At 63.7% G+C, this 17,119-nt stretch carries 19 protein-coding genes; 11 read left to right on the forward strand and 8 right to left on the reverse strand.

Going from position 1 to position 17,119, the window contains the following annotated elements:
- Positions 1-6: 6 nt before the first annotated feature.
- From AC1TQG_RS11950 to AC1TQG_RS11960, 3 genes are all read left to right on the forward strand, one after another.
- Complete coding sequence (locus tag AC1TQG_RS11950) at positions 7-1,155, forward strand: acyl-CoA dehydrogenase family protein (protein WP_482137115.1); 1,149 nt, start codon at positions 7-9, stop codon at positions 1,153-1,155.
- A 94-nt stretch (positions 1,156-1,249) separates the two neighbouring features.
- A complete protein-coding gene (locus AC1TQG_RS11955) occupies positions 1,250-1,855 on the forward strand; it encodes a TetR/AcrR family transcriptional regulator (RefSeq protein WP_482137116.1) in 606 nt (201 codons plus the stop codon).
- The gene (locus AC1TQG_RS11960) at positions 1,852-2,355 is read left to right on the forward strand and encodes a hypothetical protein (protein WP_482137117.1); all 504 of its coding nucleotides are present in this window, start codon (positions 1,852-1,854) and stop codon (positions 2,353-2,355) included. Before AC1TQG_RS11955 ends, AC1TQG_RS11960 begins: the two co-directional genes overlap by 4 nt.
- A gap of 75 nt (positions 2,356-2,430) precedes the next feature.
- Here AC1TQG_RS11960 and AC1TQG_RS11965 read toward each other — a convergent pair whose 3' ends face one another.
- The 7 genes from AC1TQG_RS11965 to AC1TQG_RS11995 all read right to left on the reverse strand — a co-directional run bounded on the left by AC1TQG_RS11965 (position 2,431) and on the right by AC1TQG_RS11995 (position 8,758).
- Positions 2,431-3,102 (reverse strand): hypothetical protein, encoded by a 672-nt coding sequence (locus AC1TQG_RS11965; RefSeq protein WP_482137118.1) that lies wholly within the window; start codon positions 3,100-3,102, stop codon positions 2,431-2,433.
- Positions 3,103-3,184: 82 nt separating this feature from the next.
- Entirely contained in the window at positions 3,185-3,643 is a 459-nt protein-coding gene (locus AC1TQG_RS11970) for a pyridoxamine 5'-phosphate oxidase family protein (protein WP_482137339.1), read from the reverse strand.
- A gap of 51 nt (positions 3,644-3,694) precedes the next feature.
- Positions 3,695-4,708, reverse strand: coding sequence for a zinc-dependent alcohol dehydrogenase (locus AC1TQG_RS11975; RefSeq protein ID WP_482137119.1), 1,014 nt, complete (start codon positions 4,706-4,708; stop codon positions 3,695-3,697).
- A complete protein-coding gene (locus AC1TQG_RS11980) occupies positions 4,705-5,673 on the reverse strand; it encodes an NADPH:quinone oxidoreductase family protein (RefSeq protein WP_482137120.1) in 969 nt (322 codons plus the stop codon). Before AC1TQG_RS11980 ends, AC1TQG_RS11975 begins: the two co-directional genes overlap by 4 nt.
- 6 nt (positions 5,674-5,679) lie before the next feature.
- Positions 5,680-6,444 carry an enoyl-CoA hydratase-related protein gene (locus AC1TQG_RS11985; RefSeq protein ID WP_482137121.1) on the reverse strand — a complete coding sequence of 255 codons (765 nt, stop codon included), beginning with the start codon at positions 6,442-6,444 and terminating at the stop codon, positions 5,680-5,682.
- Positions 6,441-7,457 carry a phosphotransferase family protein gene (locus AC1TQG_RS11990; RefSeq protein WP_482137122.1) on the reverse strand — a complete coding sequence of 339 codons (1,017 nt, stop codon included), beginning with the start codon at positions 7,455-7,457 and terminating at the stop codon, positions 6,441-6,443. The genes AC1TQG_RS11985 and AC1TQG_RS11990 overlap by 4 nt, the downstream gene beginning before the upstream one ends.
- Positions 7,457-8,758, reverse strand: a complete 1,302-nt coding sequence (locus AC1TQG_RS11995) for an acyl-CoA dehydrogenase family protein (protein ID WP_482137123.1) — start codon at positions 8,756-8,758, stop codon at positions 7,457-7,459. The genes AC1TQG_RS11990 and AC1TQG_RS11995 overlap by 1 nt, the downstream gene beginning before the upstream one ends.
- Before the next feature lie 112 nt (positions 8,759-8,870).
- On the opposite strand from AC1TQG_RS11995, the gene AC1TQG_RS12000 reads away from it, so the two are divergent.
- Genes AC1TQG_RS12000 through AC1TQG_RS12015 form a run of 4 tightly spaced genes read left to right on the forward strand, consistent with a single transcriptional unit; the run spans position 8,871 to position 11,170 of the window.
- Positions 8,871-9,317 carry a VOC family protein gene (locus tag AC1TQG_RS12000; protein ID WP_482137124.1) on the forward strand — a complete coding sequence of 149 codons (447 nt, stop codon included), beginning with the start codon at positions 8,871-8,873 and terminating at the stop codon, positions 9,315-9,317.
- Positions 9,317-10,147: an SDR family oxidoreductase gene (locus tag AC1TQG_RS12005; RefSeq protein ID WP_482137125.1), complete on the forward strand. Its 831-nt coding sequence runs from the start codon at positions 9,317-9,319 to the stop codon at positions 10,145-10,147. Before AC1TQG_RS12000 ends, AC1TQG_RS12005 begins: the two co-directional genes overlap by 1 nt.
- Before the next feature lie 36 nt (positions 10,148-10,183).
- Positions 10,184-10,516, forward strand: coding sequence for a hypothetical protein (locus tag AC1TQG_RS12010; protein WP_482137126.1), 333 nt, complete (start codon positions 10,184-10,186; stop codon positions 10,514-10,516).
- 9 nt (positions 10,517-10,525) lie between these two features.
- Positions 10,526-11,170, forward strand: a complete 645-nt coding sequence (locus AC1TQG_RS12015) for a TetR/AcrR family transcriptional regulator (RefSeq protein ID WP_482137127.1) — start codon at positions 10,526-10,528, stop codon at positions 11,168-11,170.
- Here the strand turns inward: AC1TQG_RS12015 and AC1TQG_RS12020 are convergent.
- Entirely contained in the window at positions 11,154-11,825 is a 672-nt protein-coding gene (locus AC1TQG_RS12020) for a TetR/AcrR family transcriptional regulator (RefSeq protein ID WP_482137128.1), read from the reverse strand. The genes AC1TQG_RS12015 and AC1TQG_RS12020 overlap by 17 nt on opposite strands.
- Before the next feature lie 107 nt (positions 11,826-11,932).
- Between AC1TQG_RS12020 and AC1TQG_RS12025 the strand changes: the two genes are divergently transcribed.
- Genes AC1TQG_RS12025 through AC1TQG_RS12040 form a run of 4 tightly spaced genes read left to right on the forward strand, consistent with a single transcriptional unit; the run spans position 11,933 to position 17,068 of the window.
- On the forward strand, positions 11,933-13,228 hold the full coding sequence (locus tag AC1TQG_RS12025) for a hypothetical protein (protein WP_482137129.1): 1,296 nt from the start codon (positions 11,933-11,935) through the stop codon (positions 13,226-13,228).
- Positions 13,229-13,239: 11 nt separating this feature from the next.
- The gene (locus tag AC1TQG_RS12030; RefSeq protein ID WP_482137130.1) at positions 13,240-14,646 is read left to right on the forward strand and encodes an acyl-CoA reductase; all 1,407 of its coding nucleotides are present in this window, start codon (positions 13,240-13,242) and stop codon (positions 14,644-14,646) included.
- Positions 14,639-15,634, forward strand: a complete 996-nt coding sequence (locus AC1TQG_RS12035) for an aldo/keto reductase (RefSeq protein WP_482137131.1) — start codon at positions 14,639-14,641, stop codon at positions 15,632-15,634. The genes AC1TQG_RS12030 and AC1TQG_RS12035 overlap by 8 nt, the downstream gene beginning before the upstream one ends.
- A gap of 15 nt (positions 15,635-15,649) precedes the next feature.
- On the forward strand, positions 15,650-17,068 hold the full coding sequence (locus AC1TQG_RS12040) for an aldehyde dehydrogenase family protein (protein ID WP_482137132.1): 1,419 nt from the start codon (positions 15,650-15,652) through the stop codon (positions 17,066-17,068).
- Positions 17,069-17,119 lie beyond the last annotated feature (51 nt).

Below are 17,119 nucleotides of genomic sequence, written 5' to 3' on the forward strand. Positions count from 1 at the left end.
AGCGAAATGAGACGCGGAGTATTCACCGAGGACCACGAGGAATTCCGGGCGCTGGCGCGCGACTTCATCGGCAAGCGCATCGTTCCGGAGTATGCGGCCTGGGAAAAGGTCGGTCAGATGCCGCGCGAGATCTTCGCCGAGCTCGGATCGCTGGGACTGCTGGGTATCGCGATCCCCGAGGAGTTCGGGGGCGCCGGCCTGCGCGACTACCGCTACAACGTCATCCTCCAAGAGGAAGCGGCTCGAGCGCTGGTCACCCTGAGCACGGTCCGGACCCAGCTCGACGTCATCCTCCCGTACTTCCTCGAGTACGCCAATGACGACCAGCGGGCCCGCTGGTTCCCCGGGCTCGCCAAGGGCACCCTGTTGTCGGCGATCGCAATGACCGAACCCGGCACCGGCTCCGACCTCGCGGGCGTCAGCACCAACGCCGTCCTCGAGGGCGACGAGTACGTGCTGAACGGGGCGAAGACATTCATCACCGGGGGTTTGCTCGCCGACCTGGTGATCGTCCTGGCCCGGACATCGACCGATCCGGACAACCGTCGTGGCGGATTGTCACTGCTGGTCGTGGAAGACGGCATGCCCGGATTTGAGCGCGGCCGGGTGCTCGACAAGATGGGTTGCAAGGTCCAGGACACCGTCGAACTGTCGTTCGACAACGTCCGGGTGCCGGTGTCGAACCTGCTCGGTGAGGAAGGCAAGGCATTCGGTTACCTCGGCCGGAATCTGCCACAGGAGCGCATCACCGTGGCCGTCGGATCGATTGCCCAAGCGCGGGCGGCCGTGGCGACCACCATCGACTACGTGAAGGAACGCAAAGCGTTCGGCACGCCGGTTGCGTCCTTCCAGAACACCAAGTTCGAACTCGCGGCCATGTCGGCCGAGATCGAGGCCGGACAGGCGATGGTCGACCGGGCGGTCCTCGATCTCGTGGACGACGAACTGTCCGGTCCGGACGCCGCGAGGGTGAAACTCTTCTGCACCGAGGTCCAGGCAAGGGTCGTCGATCGGTGCCTGCAGCTCTTCGGTGGATACGGGTACATGACCGAATATCCGATCGCGAGACTCTATCTGGATGCCAGGGTCGCGCGCATTTATGCAGGTACGAGCGAAGTGATGAAGGTGATCATCGCGAAATCGCTCGGTCTGTGATCTGCAACCCAGATCAAATTTGATGAGACCCTTGTCACAAGGCGTAATCCAACCTACTATCTGTTCAGTTGGTTGGCTGTAGCGAAGGAGATCAGTGGCGCGCGATCGGCCGTATGAGGCACTTCTCGTCAAAGGCGAGGAGCGCAAGCGACAGATTCTCGACGTCGCTCAGCGGTTGCTCGCACGTAACGGGTGGCGAAACACGACTCTGTCGCAGATCGCCGCCGAAGCCGGCGTCAGCTCCGCCGGTTTGCTCCACCATTTCGAGTCCAAAGCACAGCTCCTGCATGCGGTGCTCGAAATGCGTGATGCCGACGACGACCAACATGCCGATCGCGCAGGCGATCTGTTGGATGGGATAGTGAGGGTCGCCGAGCGATTCGAACGATCTCCGGAGTTGATTGGAACGTTCGCGGTTCTCCAGATGGAGAACCTCGAACCTGATGCGCCGCTGCATGATCGCCTGCTCGCCAGGTATCACGCCGCAATTGACACCGTTGCCGCTGGTATCCGGCGCGGGCAGGTCGATGGTCGATACCGGACGGACTTCGATGCAGATTTGAAGGCCGTCGAAATAGTCGCCTTTCTCAACGGGATGGAAACATCATGGCTGCTGGATCAATCAATTCCACTGACGGAAGTGTTCAGGGATTACGCAAGATCGCTGGCGAAGGACTTCGCGCAGGTGACGAGTTCGTGAAGTACCGCCTGGTGGTCGTTGCGCCCACGGCAAACGAGGTCATCAAGTACGCGGGCGGTCTGGTGTTCGACCGCGGTATGGCCGGCTGGGACGTCACGGTGCTGGTGCAGGACGATCCGCACGCTCGGGCCCTGCAGATACTCGGCGCGCAGACGGTCGATTTCGAGTCGGCGTTCGAGTGGCGTGGATTGGGCTTCCATCCGCAGGCCGTGGTCACCGCAGGTTCGCTGTACGAGCGTGATGATCGGGTGCGCGAGGGTGTGCAGCAGATCCTCGAAGACGGTGAGACCGAGGTGACCCTGTGGGGAGACAGCCTGCCCTCGGAACTCGAAAGCCGGATCGGTACGGTCCGACATCGTCTCAGCGTCGCCGCCCGGGCCTTCAAGGCGCAGGCGCTCGCGGCAGCGTCTCTGCCTGCTGATGCCGTTGGACTCTCCGAGGTGTTCCGCTGCGGCAAGACCCATGCGTGGGAGGGTCTGTCGGATCTCGTTCCGGCCTGACGACGAACTTTCACCTGGGCCCTGACACGCATGTGTTGGGGCCCAGTCTTTTTTGCGTCTACCGGCACACTCTGTTCAGGCGAGATGCAGCGCCGGCGGCGCCTTGGTCCGTAACTTGTTGCCCAAGAACGTTTCTGTGCGCGCGACATCTGTTGCGGAGGCAGACGTGGCAGAGAGTGCGTGCCGCTTGAAAGCGCGGGCGGCGTTGCTGAGCTGATGTTCGACCGGAGTGACGTCGTCGCCGTCCGCCGCGGGCCGCTCCGGACCCCACAACATTGTGTTGGTGGCACCCTCGTCGAAGGATTGACGGACGGCCTCGCGTAGCCGGGTGTTACCGGCGCACAGGTCGCCGGCGATCACGACCTTCTGGGGCCAAGGCGTGTGGCGGCGTGATGCAAGTGCCGGCTCGAGATCCATCGCCAGAGCCGTGTGCACGTCGAGGATCCGGGTGCCGAGTATCTGCAGCGGTCGCGGATCGGCCTCCGGCGGAACCAAGACGGTGACGATCCAGCCCGCCATGATGTGGTCGAACAGCAGGCCACCGGCATGCTCGACGAGGTCGGCGGTGGTGGTGCCCAGGACGGCCAGCCGGTACGGCAGGTCGCGGCTTCGAGCTCGCAGGCGCTCCTGCTTCACCAGCCGGACAGCGTCGACGAGCTGATCGTTGGTGGCGAAGGCGGGAACCACCGTCATCGTTGCCCGCTCGGGTGTCGAGGACGGTATGGGCCGCCCGGCTGCTCCGCTCACGAGAATATTGTGGCCGGGAACCGCTTCGATGGTCGCGGTTTCGCCAATTCGATGTCCGATCTGCATGTGGTGGACACCGCCACTACTTTCCGGCTTTCCGAAAGTCCCAGCTGACGATCTTCTCCGGGACAACTCGAAGCCAGGCATGCCTTCCGTCGTAACCGAACCTGCCACCGGCGTACTTCGCGCCGAATGCTGCTTCCGGGGTATCGAGCTCCTCGACCGGCTCACCGGTCCTGGGGACCTCACCGACCGGGGTTGCGTAGCCGATGATCTCCACGCCACACAGATCGGAGAAGTCGTCACCCGAGTCCACGAGCACCGATACCCTCCGGTCGCGATCGATGTCGGTCCAACGCTGGCTCTTCACAAGAGAATTGAGCCACAGCACCTTGCCGTCCCAGACGTACCAGAGTGCTGACATGTGCGGGGCACCGTTCACGCCGCTCGTTGCCACCCGGCAGGTGCGGTTCTCGTTCAGGAATGTGTCGCGCTCCTCCGGTGTCATGGCGATGCGTCGCCCGCGTTTCTGCTCCCGCAACTGGTCGCTCAAGGTTTGCCCTCTCGTGGGTGTTTTTGTGGTGCAGCCGGTTCAAGAAAAGGTGACAACGACTTTGTCGGCGGCACCCGGGGTGGATGCGGTGGACAGGGCCTGCTCGACATCGGTGAAGTCGAACTGGTCGCTGACGATCACCGCGAACTTTTCCCAGTGGTCGGCGATCTCCGCTGCGACCTGGAAAATCTCATCGGGGTAGCCCATCGCGGTCACGATGTTGATCTCGGCGCCGAGGAGGAAGCCGAAGTCGATCTCGACGGGCGCTTTGTGCACGGCGACGATGCACACGGTGGCGTTCTGTTTGGCCGACTGCATCGCGATGTGCAGCACCTCGGGAACTCCGGCGGCATCGAGGTAGATGTCGGCACCGACGCGGGGTTTGCCGGTTGCGGTGGTACCCGGACCATGTAGTTCGAGTAGTCGAGTCCCGACGTCCTCGGTGGCGGAGTTGATCACCGCATCGGCGCCCACCGCGAGCGCCTTCTCCAGGCGCGACGGGAGAATGTCCGCCACCACAACGTGTTTCGCGCCGCTGAGTTTGAATCCGATCACTGCGCCGAGTCCGATGGGCCCGGCACCGAAGATCAGAACGGTGTCGCCGGGTTTGACGCCGGTGCGGTTCACCGCATGGCGGGCGACCGCCATCGGCTCATTGAGCGCGGCAACGTGGAACGGGACCTCGGGTGGCACGACCGCGAGATTGCCTCCGACTTCGGCCCGCTCGACCAGGACGTACTCCGACAAGGCGCCGACCGGTCCACCACCACCCATCATGCCGGTGCCGTCGGCCATCGGGTTGATCACGACGTGGTCGCCGACCGTCAGACCGGCAACCAGTTCTCCGACCTCGACGATCTCTCCGGCCGGTTCGTGCCCGAGTGGGGTTTTGCCCTGCAGCGGTGGGATGCCGCCGATCTCGATGTAGAACCCGTCCGAACCGCAGATTCCGCAGGCCCGCATCTTGATCAGGACATCTTCGGGTCCTGGACTGGGGATGGGTATGTCGATGATCGCGGTGGTACCGACGCCGGAAACGATGACCGACTTCACCGGGTGACCTTGACGAGTACCTTGCCGATCGCCTGACCATCGGCGACCAGACGCAATGCCGAGGCTGCCTCGCCAAGTGGGTAGGTCGCGCCGATGTGGGGGACCGCAGTGCCCTTGATCAGGAGTTCGGCGAGTTCGTCCTCATTGCGGCGGTACTCGTCCGGAGGCAGATCCTGGAACTGAAATCCCAGCACGTGCACCCCTTTGACGAGGATGAGGTTGAGCGGGATCCGCGGAATGGTGCCGGAGGCATAGCCGATCGTGACAAAACGTCCGCCTCGGCCCAGCGCCCGCAACGCGGGTTCGGACTGGTCGCCACCAACCGGGTCGATGACCGCGTCGGCGCCGCCCGGGACCAGTTCGCGGAGTGCGGTCCTCAGGTCGGCGCTTCGGTGGTTGATCACGTTGGTGGCGCCGTAATCCTTGGCGACGGAGAGCTTTTCGTCCGAGGATGCGACGGCGGTGACGGTGGCACCGATGGCGACGGCGAGTTGCACCGCCGCCAGTCCGACGCCACCACCGGCACCGAGAACGATCACGTGGTCACCCGATTTCACGCGGGCCACCGAGCGCAGCGTGTGGTACGCCGTGCGGTGCGCCACGCCGAATGCGGCCGCCACCTCGTCGGAGATCGACTCCGGGATCTTCTTGAGTCCGGCGGCTTTTGCACACACCTCTTCGGCGAAGGCGCCGACGATGCCTGTCCCGGTCACCCGGTCGCCGACGGCCACCGATGTGACATCGTCGGCAATCTCGGTGACCTCACCGGCGAATTCGCTGCCCGGCACGAACGGCGTGGGTACCTTGACCTGGTATTCCCCGGCGATCACGAGTACGTCCGGAAAGTTCGCTGCGGCGCAGGCAACTGCAACCCGGGCCTGACCGGCTTGCAATGTCGGCGCGGGAATATCCTGCACCTCAACGATTTCCGGAGGACCCAGTTCTCGACACACGGCGGCGCGCATATGGTTCTACCGTCCCTGCCAGTTCGGTTCGCGCTTTTCGATGAATGCCATGGCGCCTTCTTTGGCGTCGTTGCTGCTGAAGACGATCTTCTGGTGATGTGCCAGACGGGCCTTTGCGGCCGCGGCGTCCGACACCGAGAGACGGACCAGTTCCTTGCAAGCGGTCAGGCTCAGCGGAGCGTTGGCCGCGACACGCTCGGCATAGCCGATCGCTACGTCGAGCACATCTTCCTGTGGTGCAACAGCATTGACCAAACCGATCTCATAAGCACGCTGCGCCGTGATCAGATCGCCGGTCAGAGTCATCTCCAATGCGATGCCCATCGGGATACGGGTTCCGATCGTGGTGCCACCGCCACCGGGGAAGAGGCCGCGCTTGACCTCGGGTAGCCCGAACTTCGCGGCCGTCGACGACACGATGATGTCGCAACCCAGTAGCAGTTCGAGGCCACCGCCGATCGCGGTGCCGTTGGCGGCGCCGATCACCGGGATGGTGAGGTCGCCGGAGGCAAGGCGGGTGAAGCCTTCGGATGTGAAGTCGCCGCCCTCGGCGAATGCTCGCAGGTCCATACCGGCACAGAAGGCACGATCGCCGGTGCCGGTCAGGACGATGGCGCGGATCTCCGGATCGGCTTCGGCTTCCAGTGCGGCGCTGCCGATGCCGCGAAGCAGACTGCCGGTGAGCGCATTTCGGGCTTCGGGGCGGTTGAGCCGCAGGATCAGGACGGCTCCGCGCCGCTCTGCGATGAGCTCGTCGGTTGTTGTGCTCATGATTTGTAGTCGCTCGATTCTGCGAACTCGGCGGCCGAACGCATCAGGGTCTCGATGACGGGACCGTAGGCCTGCAGCTTGATGTCGTCACCGGCACGTTGGAAACCCTGCTCGAGGACGATGGCGAGCTTCCACTTCGCCAGCACCAGGTAGTAGTCCAGATCGTCGACCTGACGGCCCGACACCTTGGAGTAGTGGTTGATCATCTCATCGCGCGACGGCATCCCGGACAGATCGACGTAGCTGGCCGTGGCGGCCTCTGGTGCATTGGTGTCCTCGGGCCAGCCCTGAACCATCCAGGCCAGGTCCAGCTTCGGGTCGCCGACGGTACCCATCTCCCAGTCGACGATCGCGGCGAGCTGTGCCGGAGCGCCCTCTTTGTACATCACATTCGCAAACTGATAGTCGCCGTGCATGATTCCGGGGATGAAGTCGATCGGCTTGTGGGCGTTCAGCCAGGCGGTTGCCTCGGTCATACCCTCGAGTTCACGACCCTTGATCCGGTCGAAGAATCGGGTCCACCGGGACACCTGGCGCTCGTGGAAGCCGTCGGGCCTGCCCAGATCTCCGAGGCCCTGGGCCTTCCAATCGACCTTCGACAGCAGTGCGATGCCTTCGGCCAGCTGATATGCCAGGCCTTTTCGCAATTCGAGGTCGGAGGTGAACGGTTCTTTCCACTGCTTGTTGTCCATCGGCGACCAACCGTCGACGTAACCCATCAGGTAGAACGAGCGTCCGAGGACCGAGGTGTCGGAGCAGGCAGCGATTGCCTTGGTGTGCGGAACCTCGGTGCCGTCAAGGGCTTCGATGATGCGCCATTCCCGCATGATGCCCTCATCGCGGTTGGCCGGCGCGGCAGGCGGCGGCATCCGGATCACCGAAACATTGTCTCCGCGAGTGAGTTTGTAGATCTCGTTCTGCGTTCCGCCGGAGAGGAACTTGGCCTCGAGTGGTTCGCCCTTGCCGGGTAGCCCGGCCTCGTCCATCCAGTCTGCAAGTTTGATCAGGTCCATCAGAGGTTCCCCACTTCGAGTTCGAGATATTCGGCGTATTTTGCTTTGGCTGCAGCTTGTTTGCGCGGGATCCACTCGGTGGGCCACAGGTCGTCGGTGCCTTTGTAGTCGCGCAGGACCTGCTTGGCCACGGTCATCTTGTGGACCTCGGTGGGGCCGTCGGCCAGACCCATCACGGCCGCGCCGTGGACCATGGTCATGAACGGCATCTCGTTGGTTACACCGAGCGCGCCGTGTACTTGCATTGCGCGCCAAGCGATGTCGTGCAGGACCGTGGGCATGACCACCTTGGCGGTGGCAATGTCTTTGCGGACCTTCTTGTAGTCGTTGTACTTGTCGATCTTCCAGGCCGTGTTGAGGACGAACAGCCGGAACTGTGCCAACTGGGCGTACGAGTCGGCGATGTAGCCCTGGATGATCTGTTTGTCGGCCAGAAGGCTGCCCGCGGTTTCGCGGCTGAGCACGCGTTCGCACATCATGTCGACGGCCTTCTGCGCCAAGCCGATTGTCCGCATGGCGTGGTGGATCCGGCCACCGCCGAGGCGGGTCTGGGCGACAGCAAAGGCCTGGCCTTCGCCACCGAGTAGCGCGCTGTCGGGAACTCTGACGTCCTTGTAATGGATCAGGGCGTGGGTGCCCTCGTTGATCGGTTCGCCGTAGAGGCCGACGTTGCGTTCGATGATCACACCCGGTGTGTTGGTGGGGACCAGGAACATCGACATGCCCTTGTACGCGCTCACCTCGGGGTTGGTGACAACCATGACAATGAGGAACGAGGCAGTCTTCGCGTTGGATGAGAAGTACTTGTAGCCGTTGATGATCCAGTGATCGCCGTCTTTGACCGCGCTGCACTTGAACTGGGTCGGGTCTGCGCCGGCCTGCGGTTCGGTCATCGAGTAGCTCGAGAAGCATTCGCCGTCGAGCAGCGGTTGCATGTACTGCTTCTTCTGTTCCGGGGTGCCGTAGTGGGCGATGATCTCGGCGTTGCCGGTATCGGGGGCCTGGCAACCGAAGACGATCGGCGCCCACGATGAGCGGCCGAGGATCTCGTTGAGCAGTGCGAGCTGGAGCTGGCCGTAGCCCTGCCCGCCGAGATCGGGTCCGAGGTGGGTGGCCCACAGGCCCTTCTCTCGCACTTTTTCCTTCAGTGGATCGATCGCTGCGCGACGGCCCCCCTCGAGCGGTACGAACTGCATGTGCGGCCACGCGAGGTCGAGCGGTTCGACTTCCTCGCGGACGAATTCATCGGCCCAGTCCAGTTTTGCCTGGTACTCGGGGTCGGTCTCAAAATCCCATGCCATGGAGGCCTCCTCGTTCCATGTGAGAATATCATTCTGACGAGACGGAACACAATTCTTATTTGTGTGAAGATCGTTCCGAATAGGGTGTCCAAACGGAAGGCGGTTACCACCAATGAAGGCTGAAGACCTGTTTCACGTAGGAATCGTTACGCACGATCTGGAGGCGACCCAGGCGCAGTTGTCGTCGCTCCTCGGCTACGAGTGGGGCCCGGAGATCGGGGCTCCCATCGAGGTCACGCTGCCGACCGGTGACGTGACGGTGGATGTCAGGTGCGCCTACTCGATCACCACCCCGAGGCTGGAGGTGGTGCGCAGCATCCCGGGCACCTTCTGGGAACCGGTCGAAGGCGCAGGCATCCACCACGCCGGCTACTGGTCCGATGACGTGGACGCCGACGTCGCCGAACTCACCGAACACGGTTACGTCACCGAGGTGACCCGCAGCGGCCAGGACGGTTCGCTGTTCTTCGCATTCCTGCGCAGTGACACCGGCTTTCGGATGGAACTCGTGACCCGCCTGGCCGAGCCGTCGCTACAGCAGTGCTGGGCGGTGCGTTGATGGGCACTGTTGGTGTGGTGACAGGTGCCGGACGGGGCATGGGCCTGGACTGTGCGCGCCTGCTGACCGGAGTGGTCGACGCGCTGGTGCTCGTCGATCTCGATGAGGCGACGGTGACAGCCGCGGCGCACGAATTGGCATCGGCGGATGGTGCTGTCGTCGAACCGTATGTCCTCGACATCACCGATGCCGACGGTGTGCAACGGCTTGCCGATCGCGTTGCCGAACTCGGAACCCTGCGGGCGGTGGCCCACGTCGCGGGCATTTCCCCGACGATGGCGGACTGGCGCCGGATCTTCACGGTCGATCTGGTCGCGACCGCAAGACTTGCCGAGGTATTTCGGCCGCTGACCACGGCCGGGACAGCGTGGGTCTACTTTGCGTCGATGGCCCCTGCCATCGGCGGGGTCGAGATCGATGCCGCCACCGCGGAAATACTCGACCACCCGCTGGAGCGCGAGTTCCTGGATCGGATCCGGGAGAGCTTCGGGCCGACGATCGAGCATCCGGGCGCGGCCTACGCCGTGGCCAAACTCGGGGTGAAACGATTTGCGCAACAGGAGGCCGTGCGTTTGGGACCACTCGGCGGTCGCGTGAACTCGGTGTCCCCGGGGCTCATCGACACCCCGCAGGGCCGTCAGGAAGCGGCCGACAATCCTCGGATCTCCGAGTGGATCGGGACGACGCCGGTGGGTCGACTCGGGCAGGCGTCCGAGCTCGCATCGGTGGTCGCATTTGCATTGTCGGACGAAGCGAGCTTTCTCAGTGGTACCGATCTGCTGGTCGACGGCGGACTGTGTGCCGCTGTGCGCGGGCCCGGTTCGCGCTGACCAAACCAGTCGAAAACGATTGAAGGGCAACATCTTATGGCAAAGGGTATCTACTACGTCGAATCCAGGCCGGCGTCGCAGGCGGTCGAGGCCGAGTTCAACCACTGGTACAACGAGATCCATCTGCCAGAGATGGTCGCGATCGACGGCATCGTGTCGGTTCGCCGGTTCGCGCCGGTCATCGATGACGGACCTTACGTCGCGATCTATGAGTTGGAAGGCGACGACCTGCCGAGCATTCTCAAGGCGATGATGGCCGCGGCGCGGTCGGGTGCGCTGACATTGTCGGACCTGCAGCAGACGGATCCGCCCCCGACGATGCGACTGCTCGAGGTCACCACCGAGTACCCGACTGCAGGTGGGCACTAATCTCGTGGTGTGGACAAGCAGATGAGCGAGGATGCGGGCGACGATCTGGCGAGCAGGATCGCCGAGCGCACCTTGGCGAAGCGTGGTGCGAACTACGCCGCCGAGGTACGCCGGTTGCTTGACGCCGCTCTGGCCGTGATCGAGGAGCGGGGGACCGCTTCCCGGCCGCGGGTCGCCGACATCGTCGCGGCCGCCGGGCTGTCGAATGAGGCCTTCTATCGCCACTTCTCGTCCAAAGATGCATTGGTGGCGGCGTTGCTCGAGGATGGCACCCTGCGTCTGCGCCGGTATGTCGATCATCAGATGAGCAAGGAGTCGAGCCCGGAGGCCAAGGTGCGTCGCTGGGTCGAAGGTGTGCTCGCGCAGGCGATCGGTGACACCGCGGATTCCACCCGCGCGGTCTCCTGGAACGCCGGTGGCCTCGCCGGGGACAGTATGCAGGGCACGGTGTCGGCCAACGGCCCCATGGCGTCGTTGCTGACCGAACCGTTTGCCGAACTCGGCAGCACCGATCCCGATTTCGATGCGCTGCTCGCCGCCCATGCCACACTCGGCATGCTCGCCGACTACCTGTGGCGACGCGTCGAACCCACATCGGCAGACATCGACCGCATCTACGAGTTCTGTCTGCGGGCGGTCACCCCTGCGGCATAGGTCGCAGACTGCGCAGGAACAGTTCGACCGCGGCGCGGATGTGCCGGTCCTGCTCGGCGGTGTCCCGGACGATGCCGAACGATGCCAGTCGCGACTGGCCGCCGACCATGCCGAGGAAGAGTTCGGCGAGCACGCCCGGGTCGTCCGCCTCGATCGAACCGGTTGCGGAGTGCCGAACGAGTAGGTCGACAACAAACTGCTTGCGCGGCCAGAAGCCGTTTCCGTATGTACGACGGGCGATTTCGGGATAGCGCGAGGCGTGCGCGATGGCTATCTGCTCCAGCTTGATCATCGACGGATTCGTCGCGCGGCGGATGGCTGCGCGGGCAACGGCTGTCAGTGCCGCTTCGAGGTCGTCGGGATCGGGCTCCGGCGGCTCGGGCTCCGGCCAATCGCGTTGTTGCAGTGCCCACCCGAGTACCGACCGGAAGACATCCTCTTTGGTGGGAAACCGCGCGTAGAGCGAGGGCTTGGTGGTTCCGGCCGCGGCGGCGATCGCGTTCATCGACGTGCCCTCGTAGCCGTGCTGCAGGAACTCCTCCAGTGCGCACTCGCGAATCTTGCGATCGAGTGCACCTGCCTGCGCTTTTGTCGGACGACCGCCGCGGCTGCGGGTTGGGCCGCCGGGTGGTGTGCCGGGGTTGGTCGACGTCACCTGGGAAAGTCTGCCATCTCTGGCCTGGACAGGAAACTTTACCGGCGGGTATGGTTAATCATATCGGTTCCCGCACCCCTCACTTTCCACATTCCACGGAGGCAGCAATGTCAGTGACCACAAGTCCGCGAGATGTCGTCGAGCAACTCGATGCCCGTTTCCAGGAGCGCCGCGAGCAGGTTCCCGTCTTGAGGCAGCGTGCTGACGCCGAAGGCATCACGGAGATCCGGGCCCGAGAGGACCTCATCCCGCTGCTGTTCCCGCACACGACGTACAAGAGCTACCCGGAATCGCTTATCGCCAAGGGCAAGTGGTCACAGATGAATCGCTGGCTCGACTCGCTGTCGACCCGACGGGTGGCCGATGTCGACGTCGACGGGGTCGAAGACGTCGATGGCTGGATCGGCCGCCTGGAAGCCGCGGGACACATGGTGTCGAGTTCCAGTGGCACCAGCGGCAAGGGGTCCTTCCTCAACAAGACCCAGATCGACCTCGACACGAACTCGACCAACATGCTCGACTGTCTGACCGATCTCGGTATTCGGCCGCAGCAGATCTGGAACTTCATCCCGGTGGGTCCGGAGACCAGCCTCACCGCACACGTTGCGTTGAAAGACATGCTGGCCGCGGCCTACGGCAGGCCGGACGGTATCGCGATGCCACCGAGCGCCGCCCCGGCCGGACACCACAAGTACATGGCGCTGCTGCAGGCGATGCGCCGGGCCATGGCCGACGGCACCGCCGCGCCGGATGAGATCGCCGCATTCGAGGCGAAAGCCGCACAGCGCCAGCAGAAGAACGAAGACCGGTTGCACTACCTCGCCGAGCAGATCCTCGCCCGTCGCTCCGAACGTTTCTTCTTCAGCGCGCAGTTCCCGAATCTGTTCCGGCTGACCGAGATCCTGAAGGAGATCGGCGGCAAAGACGGTGACATCACCGGCGAGAACGCGTTGACCACCGGCGGCGGCCTCAAAGGTACGTCGCTGCCCGATGACTACCGGGAGCAGATCTACCGGCTGCTCAACATCGACCCGAGCCGCTTCCTGCACTACTACTCCATGCAAGAACTCAACCAACGTTTGCCGAAGTGTCCGGCCGGGCGGTACCACGTGCCCGCCGAGGTGGTCTTGTTCGTGCTCGACAAGAACGGTGAGTCGATGGCGCCGGTCTCGGACGGGCAGGTCGAGGGCCGCGCGGCGTTCTTCGACACCACGGTCGACGGACGTTGGGGCGGAACAATTTCCGGGGACAAGATCATCGCGGAACTCGATGGTTGTCCCTGTGGACGCGCAGGCACCACGGTCCTGGACCAGATCGCCCGCTACTCCGATCTCAAAGACGACGACAAGATCACCTGCGCAGGCACCATGGATGCCTACGTGCGCGGATTCATCGAGGACTGAGGACCGATCACGTGACCACCACATTGAGCCCGACCAAATCCAAGATCCGGGTGCCGCACTTCGTTCGGGGCAAGCTGATCTGGGGTGAGGACAACGAGTATCTCTCCAGGGACTTCGGCGTCCCGTTTGTCACACCCAAGATCGAGTTCAACGAACTGTTCGTGCCGCGCACCGAGCAGGGACCGGCCTTTGACATGCCGGTGTCGGAGATCATCGACTTTCTGGTCGAGACGGCCTCCCACCTGTCGCTGGAGAAGAACGAATACCTGCAGGAATCGCTGGAGATGACCCTGCAGGTCAGTGCTCTGCCCCGGCGCATCATCGAGAACACTTTTGCCAGGCCGGGACAGTTCCTCACCAGGGAGGCGATGGAATACCGGCTGAAGAAGACCTTCGGAAGCCTCGAGGTGCTCGACGGCTGGGTGGAGAACACCGATCCGAACGGAAGCGTCAGCCGCATCCGGGCTTTCCCGCCGAGGCTGGTGCACATGTTGGCAGGCAACTCGCCGAGTGCGGCGATGACGTCGATCGCGGACGCCGCTTTGACCAAGGCCGTCAACGTGTTCAAGATGCCGTCGGCCGATCCGTTCACCACCGTCGCGGTACTGCGCACCATGGCCGATATCGCACCCGATCATCCAGTGCTCCAATCCATGTCGGCGGTGTACTGGAGGGGCGGTGACGAGAAGGTGGAAAGCGTTCTCTACCGGTCGCAGTATTTCGACAAGCTGGTCGCCTGGGGTGGCGGCGCCGCGATCGAGAACGCGGCGAAATATGTGGGTCCCGGTTTCGGGCTCATCTCCTTTGATCCCAAGGTGTCGATGTCGGTCATCGGCAGGGAGGCATTCGAATCCGAGGACACCCTGCTCGAGGTTGCGGAGCTGGCCGCCAAGGACGTCACGATCTTCAATCAGGATGCCTGCCTTGCTGCCCGGCACATCTGCGTCGAAGGGGACATCGAGCAGGTTGATCGCTTCTGCGAGCTGCTCCACGAACGTCTCGGTGTGGACCGCGATTTCGCGTCGGCCGTCGGACCGAAACCGGCCTCCGATATCCGGGAGGCAGTCGAGGGGATGCGCTTCCTCGAGCCCGAATATCGGGTCTGGGGTGAATTCGACGGCCGCGGACTGGTTGTCCGGTCACCGGAGATGGTGGACTTCCATCCGACCAACAAGACGGTGAACGTCATCCCGGTGGACAACATGCGGGACGCTGCGGCGTTGGCCACGGTGGCCACGCAGACGGTTGGCGTGTTCCCGACGCACCGAAAGGCCGAGATCCGTGATGACCTGGCCACCGCGGGCGTGCAACGGCTGGTGAAGCTCGGAAGTGCCATGAAGGGCAGTATGGGTGGCCCCCATGACGGCATGTATCCGTTGCACCGATTCGTGAACTGGGTGGTGGACGACGATGCCTAGCGGGGTCGAGGGTTCCGGTACTGCGATGCCCGTGCGGATCCTGGGTAAGTCGGGCCTGAGGGTCAGTGAGTTGTGTCTGGGTGCAATGACATTCGGAACCGATTGGGGATTCGGTTCCGAGGAGCAGGCCTGCGCCGAGATCTACAACGTCTTCCGGGAGGCGGGCGGCAACTTCGTCGATACCGCAAACGTCTACACCAACGGGGCCAGCGAAGAGATCCTCGGACGTCTGGTTGCCTCCGAACGAGACAACGTGGTGCTCAGCACCAAATACACGCTGCCGACGGACAAAGACGACCCGAACTCGGGCGGCAGCCATCGAAAGAGCCTGCGTCGCAGCGTCGAGACAAGTCTGCGACGCCTCGACACCGACTACATCGATCTGTTGTGGGTGCACGCCTGGGATCAGTGCACCCCGGTCGAGGAGACCCTGCGTGGGCTCGATGACCTGGTGCGGTCGGGCAAGGTCCTCTCCATCGGCGTGACCAACACCCCGGCCTGGGTGGTCGCCCGCTCGGCGACGATCAGTGAACTGCGCGGATGGACATCGTTCTGCGCCATGCAGGTCGAATACTCGCTGGTTGCGCGGACACCCGACCGGGAGCTGCTGCCCATGGCGCGTGAGCTGGACATCGCGGTCTGTGCGTGGAGTCCGCTGGCGCGCGGGTTGTTGGCGGGCAAATCGTCGGACGACGGTCCGGCGAAGTTGTCGCCGTCGGGTCAGCGGGCCGTGTCGGTGGCAAAAGAGATCGCTGCCGAACTCGACACCACGCCCGCACGTGTGGCACTGGCGTGGGTGATGAGCCAGGGACTGATGCCGTCGATCGGGGCGAGAACCGTTGCGCAGCTGAGAGATAATCTGGGTGCGCTGGCGGTACGGTTGGAACAGGCGCACCTCGAACGGCTGGAGACGGCCACTCGGGTGCGGCTCGGATATCCGCACGATTTTCTCAACAAACGTCGTGCAGTCTTCACCCCGACCAGTTAGAAGGACCTGACAGACGTGCAAAAACTCGACCACTGGATCGGCGGCGCCAACGTGGCGCCGTCGGCAGGCGAATACCTTGGTGTCACAGATCCGGCGAGCGGCAACGAGGTTCGCCGGATCGCCGCCGGGAACACCGCAGACATCTCCCTCGCGGTCACCGCGGCCGAATCGGCTGCCGAGGCCTGGCGTCAGGTGCCGGGTCTGGCCCGCGCCCGGTTGTTCTCCGACCTCGCACGTGCGATGCGCGACAACGCAAAGGAACTCGCGCAGCTGGAGATCAGTGAGACCGGCAAACCCGAGTCGGTCGCACTGGGTGAGGTCGAGGGTTCGGCAACCTACTTCGACTTCTACGGCGGTCTGATCGGGATGCCGATCGGTGACACCCTCGACGTCGCACCGGACCAGCATGTCTACACGCGGCGTGAACCGTTTGGTGTTGTCGGTGTGATCACGCCGTGGAATGTGCCGCTCAACCAGGCGTCGCGAGCATGTGCTCCTGCGCTGGCTGCCGGGAACACGGTGGTGGTCAAGCCGTCTGAGTCCACATCGTCGACCACGGTGCGGCTGGCGCAGTTGGCGTCCGAGGTGGGTTTTGCGCCGGGTGTGTTCAATGTGGTGCTCGGCAACGGGCCCGATGCCGGTGCCTCGCTGGTGGAGCATCCGTCGGTGGCCAAAGTCGCTTTCACCGGGTCGGTTCCGACCGGCCGGGCGATCGGGAAGATCGCGGCCGAACGCATCATTCCGCTGACCCTCGAATTGGGTGGGAAGTCGGCCAACATCATCTTCGCCGATGCGGATCTCGATGCAGCCGTGGCCGGTTCGCTACAGGCCTTCACCGCCAATGCAGGTCAGGTCTGTTCGGCCGGTACCCGATTGCTTGTCCACCGCTCGGTCCATGACGAGGTGGTGCGGAGGCTGGTCGACCGCGCCGCGAACGTGCGAGTGGGCCGCGATATCGGCCCACTGATCACCCGAGATCAGTTCTCGCGGGTGCAGGAGTATTTCAAGGTCGCCGAATCCGATGGGGCGCACCCGGCCGCAGGCGGCACGGTGTCCACCGTTGCCGGCGAGACCGGCGGGTTCTACATCGACCCGACGATCTACACCGGTGTCGACAACTCGGCACGGATCGCCCGCGAAGAGATCTTCGGTCCCGTCGTCGTGGTGATCCCCTTTGACGACGATACCGAAGCCGTTGCGCTGGCCAATGATTCCGACTACGGGCTGGTTGCCGGGGTGTGGACCAAAGATGTCTCCCGCGCACTGACGGTGAGCGATCGTCTCCGGGTTGGTCAGGTATTCGTGAACACCTGGTCGACGGCATCCGTTCAGACACCGTTCGGCGGCTGGAAGAACAGCGGCTACGGCCGCGAGAAAGGCGTTGAGGCACTGCATCACTACAGTCAGGTCAAGTGCGTCACCATCAAACTCTGACCCTGCGCTTCCAACCCTCCCCTCGAGCGTGCCGAACGGCACGCTCGACGG

Source organism: Williamsia sp. Y844 (assembly GCF_056786475.1).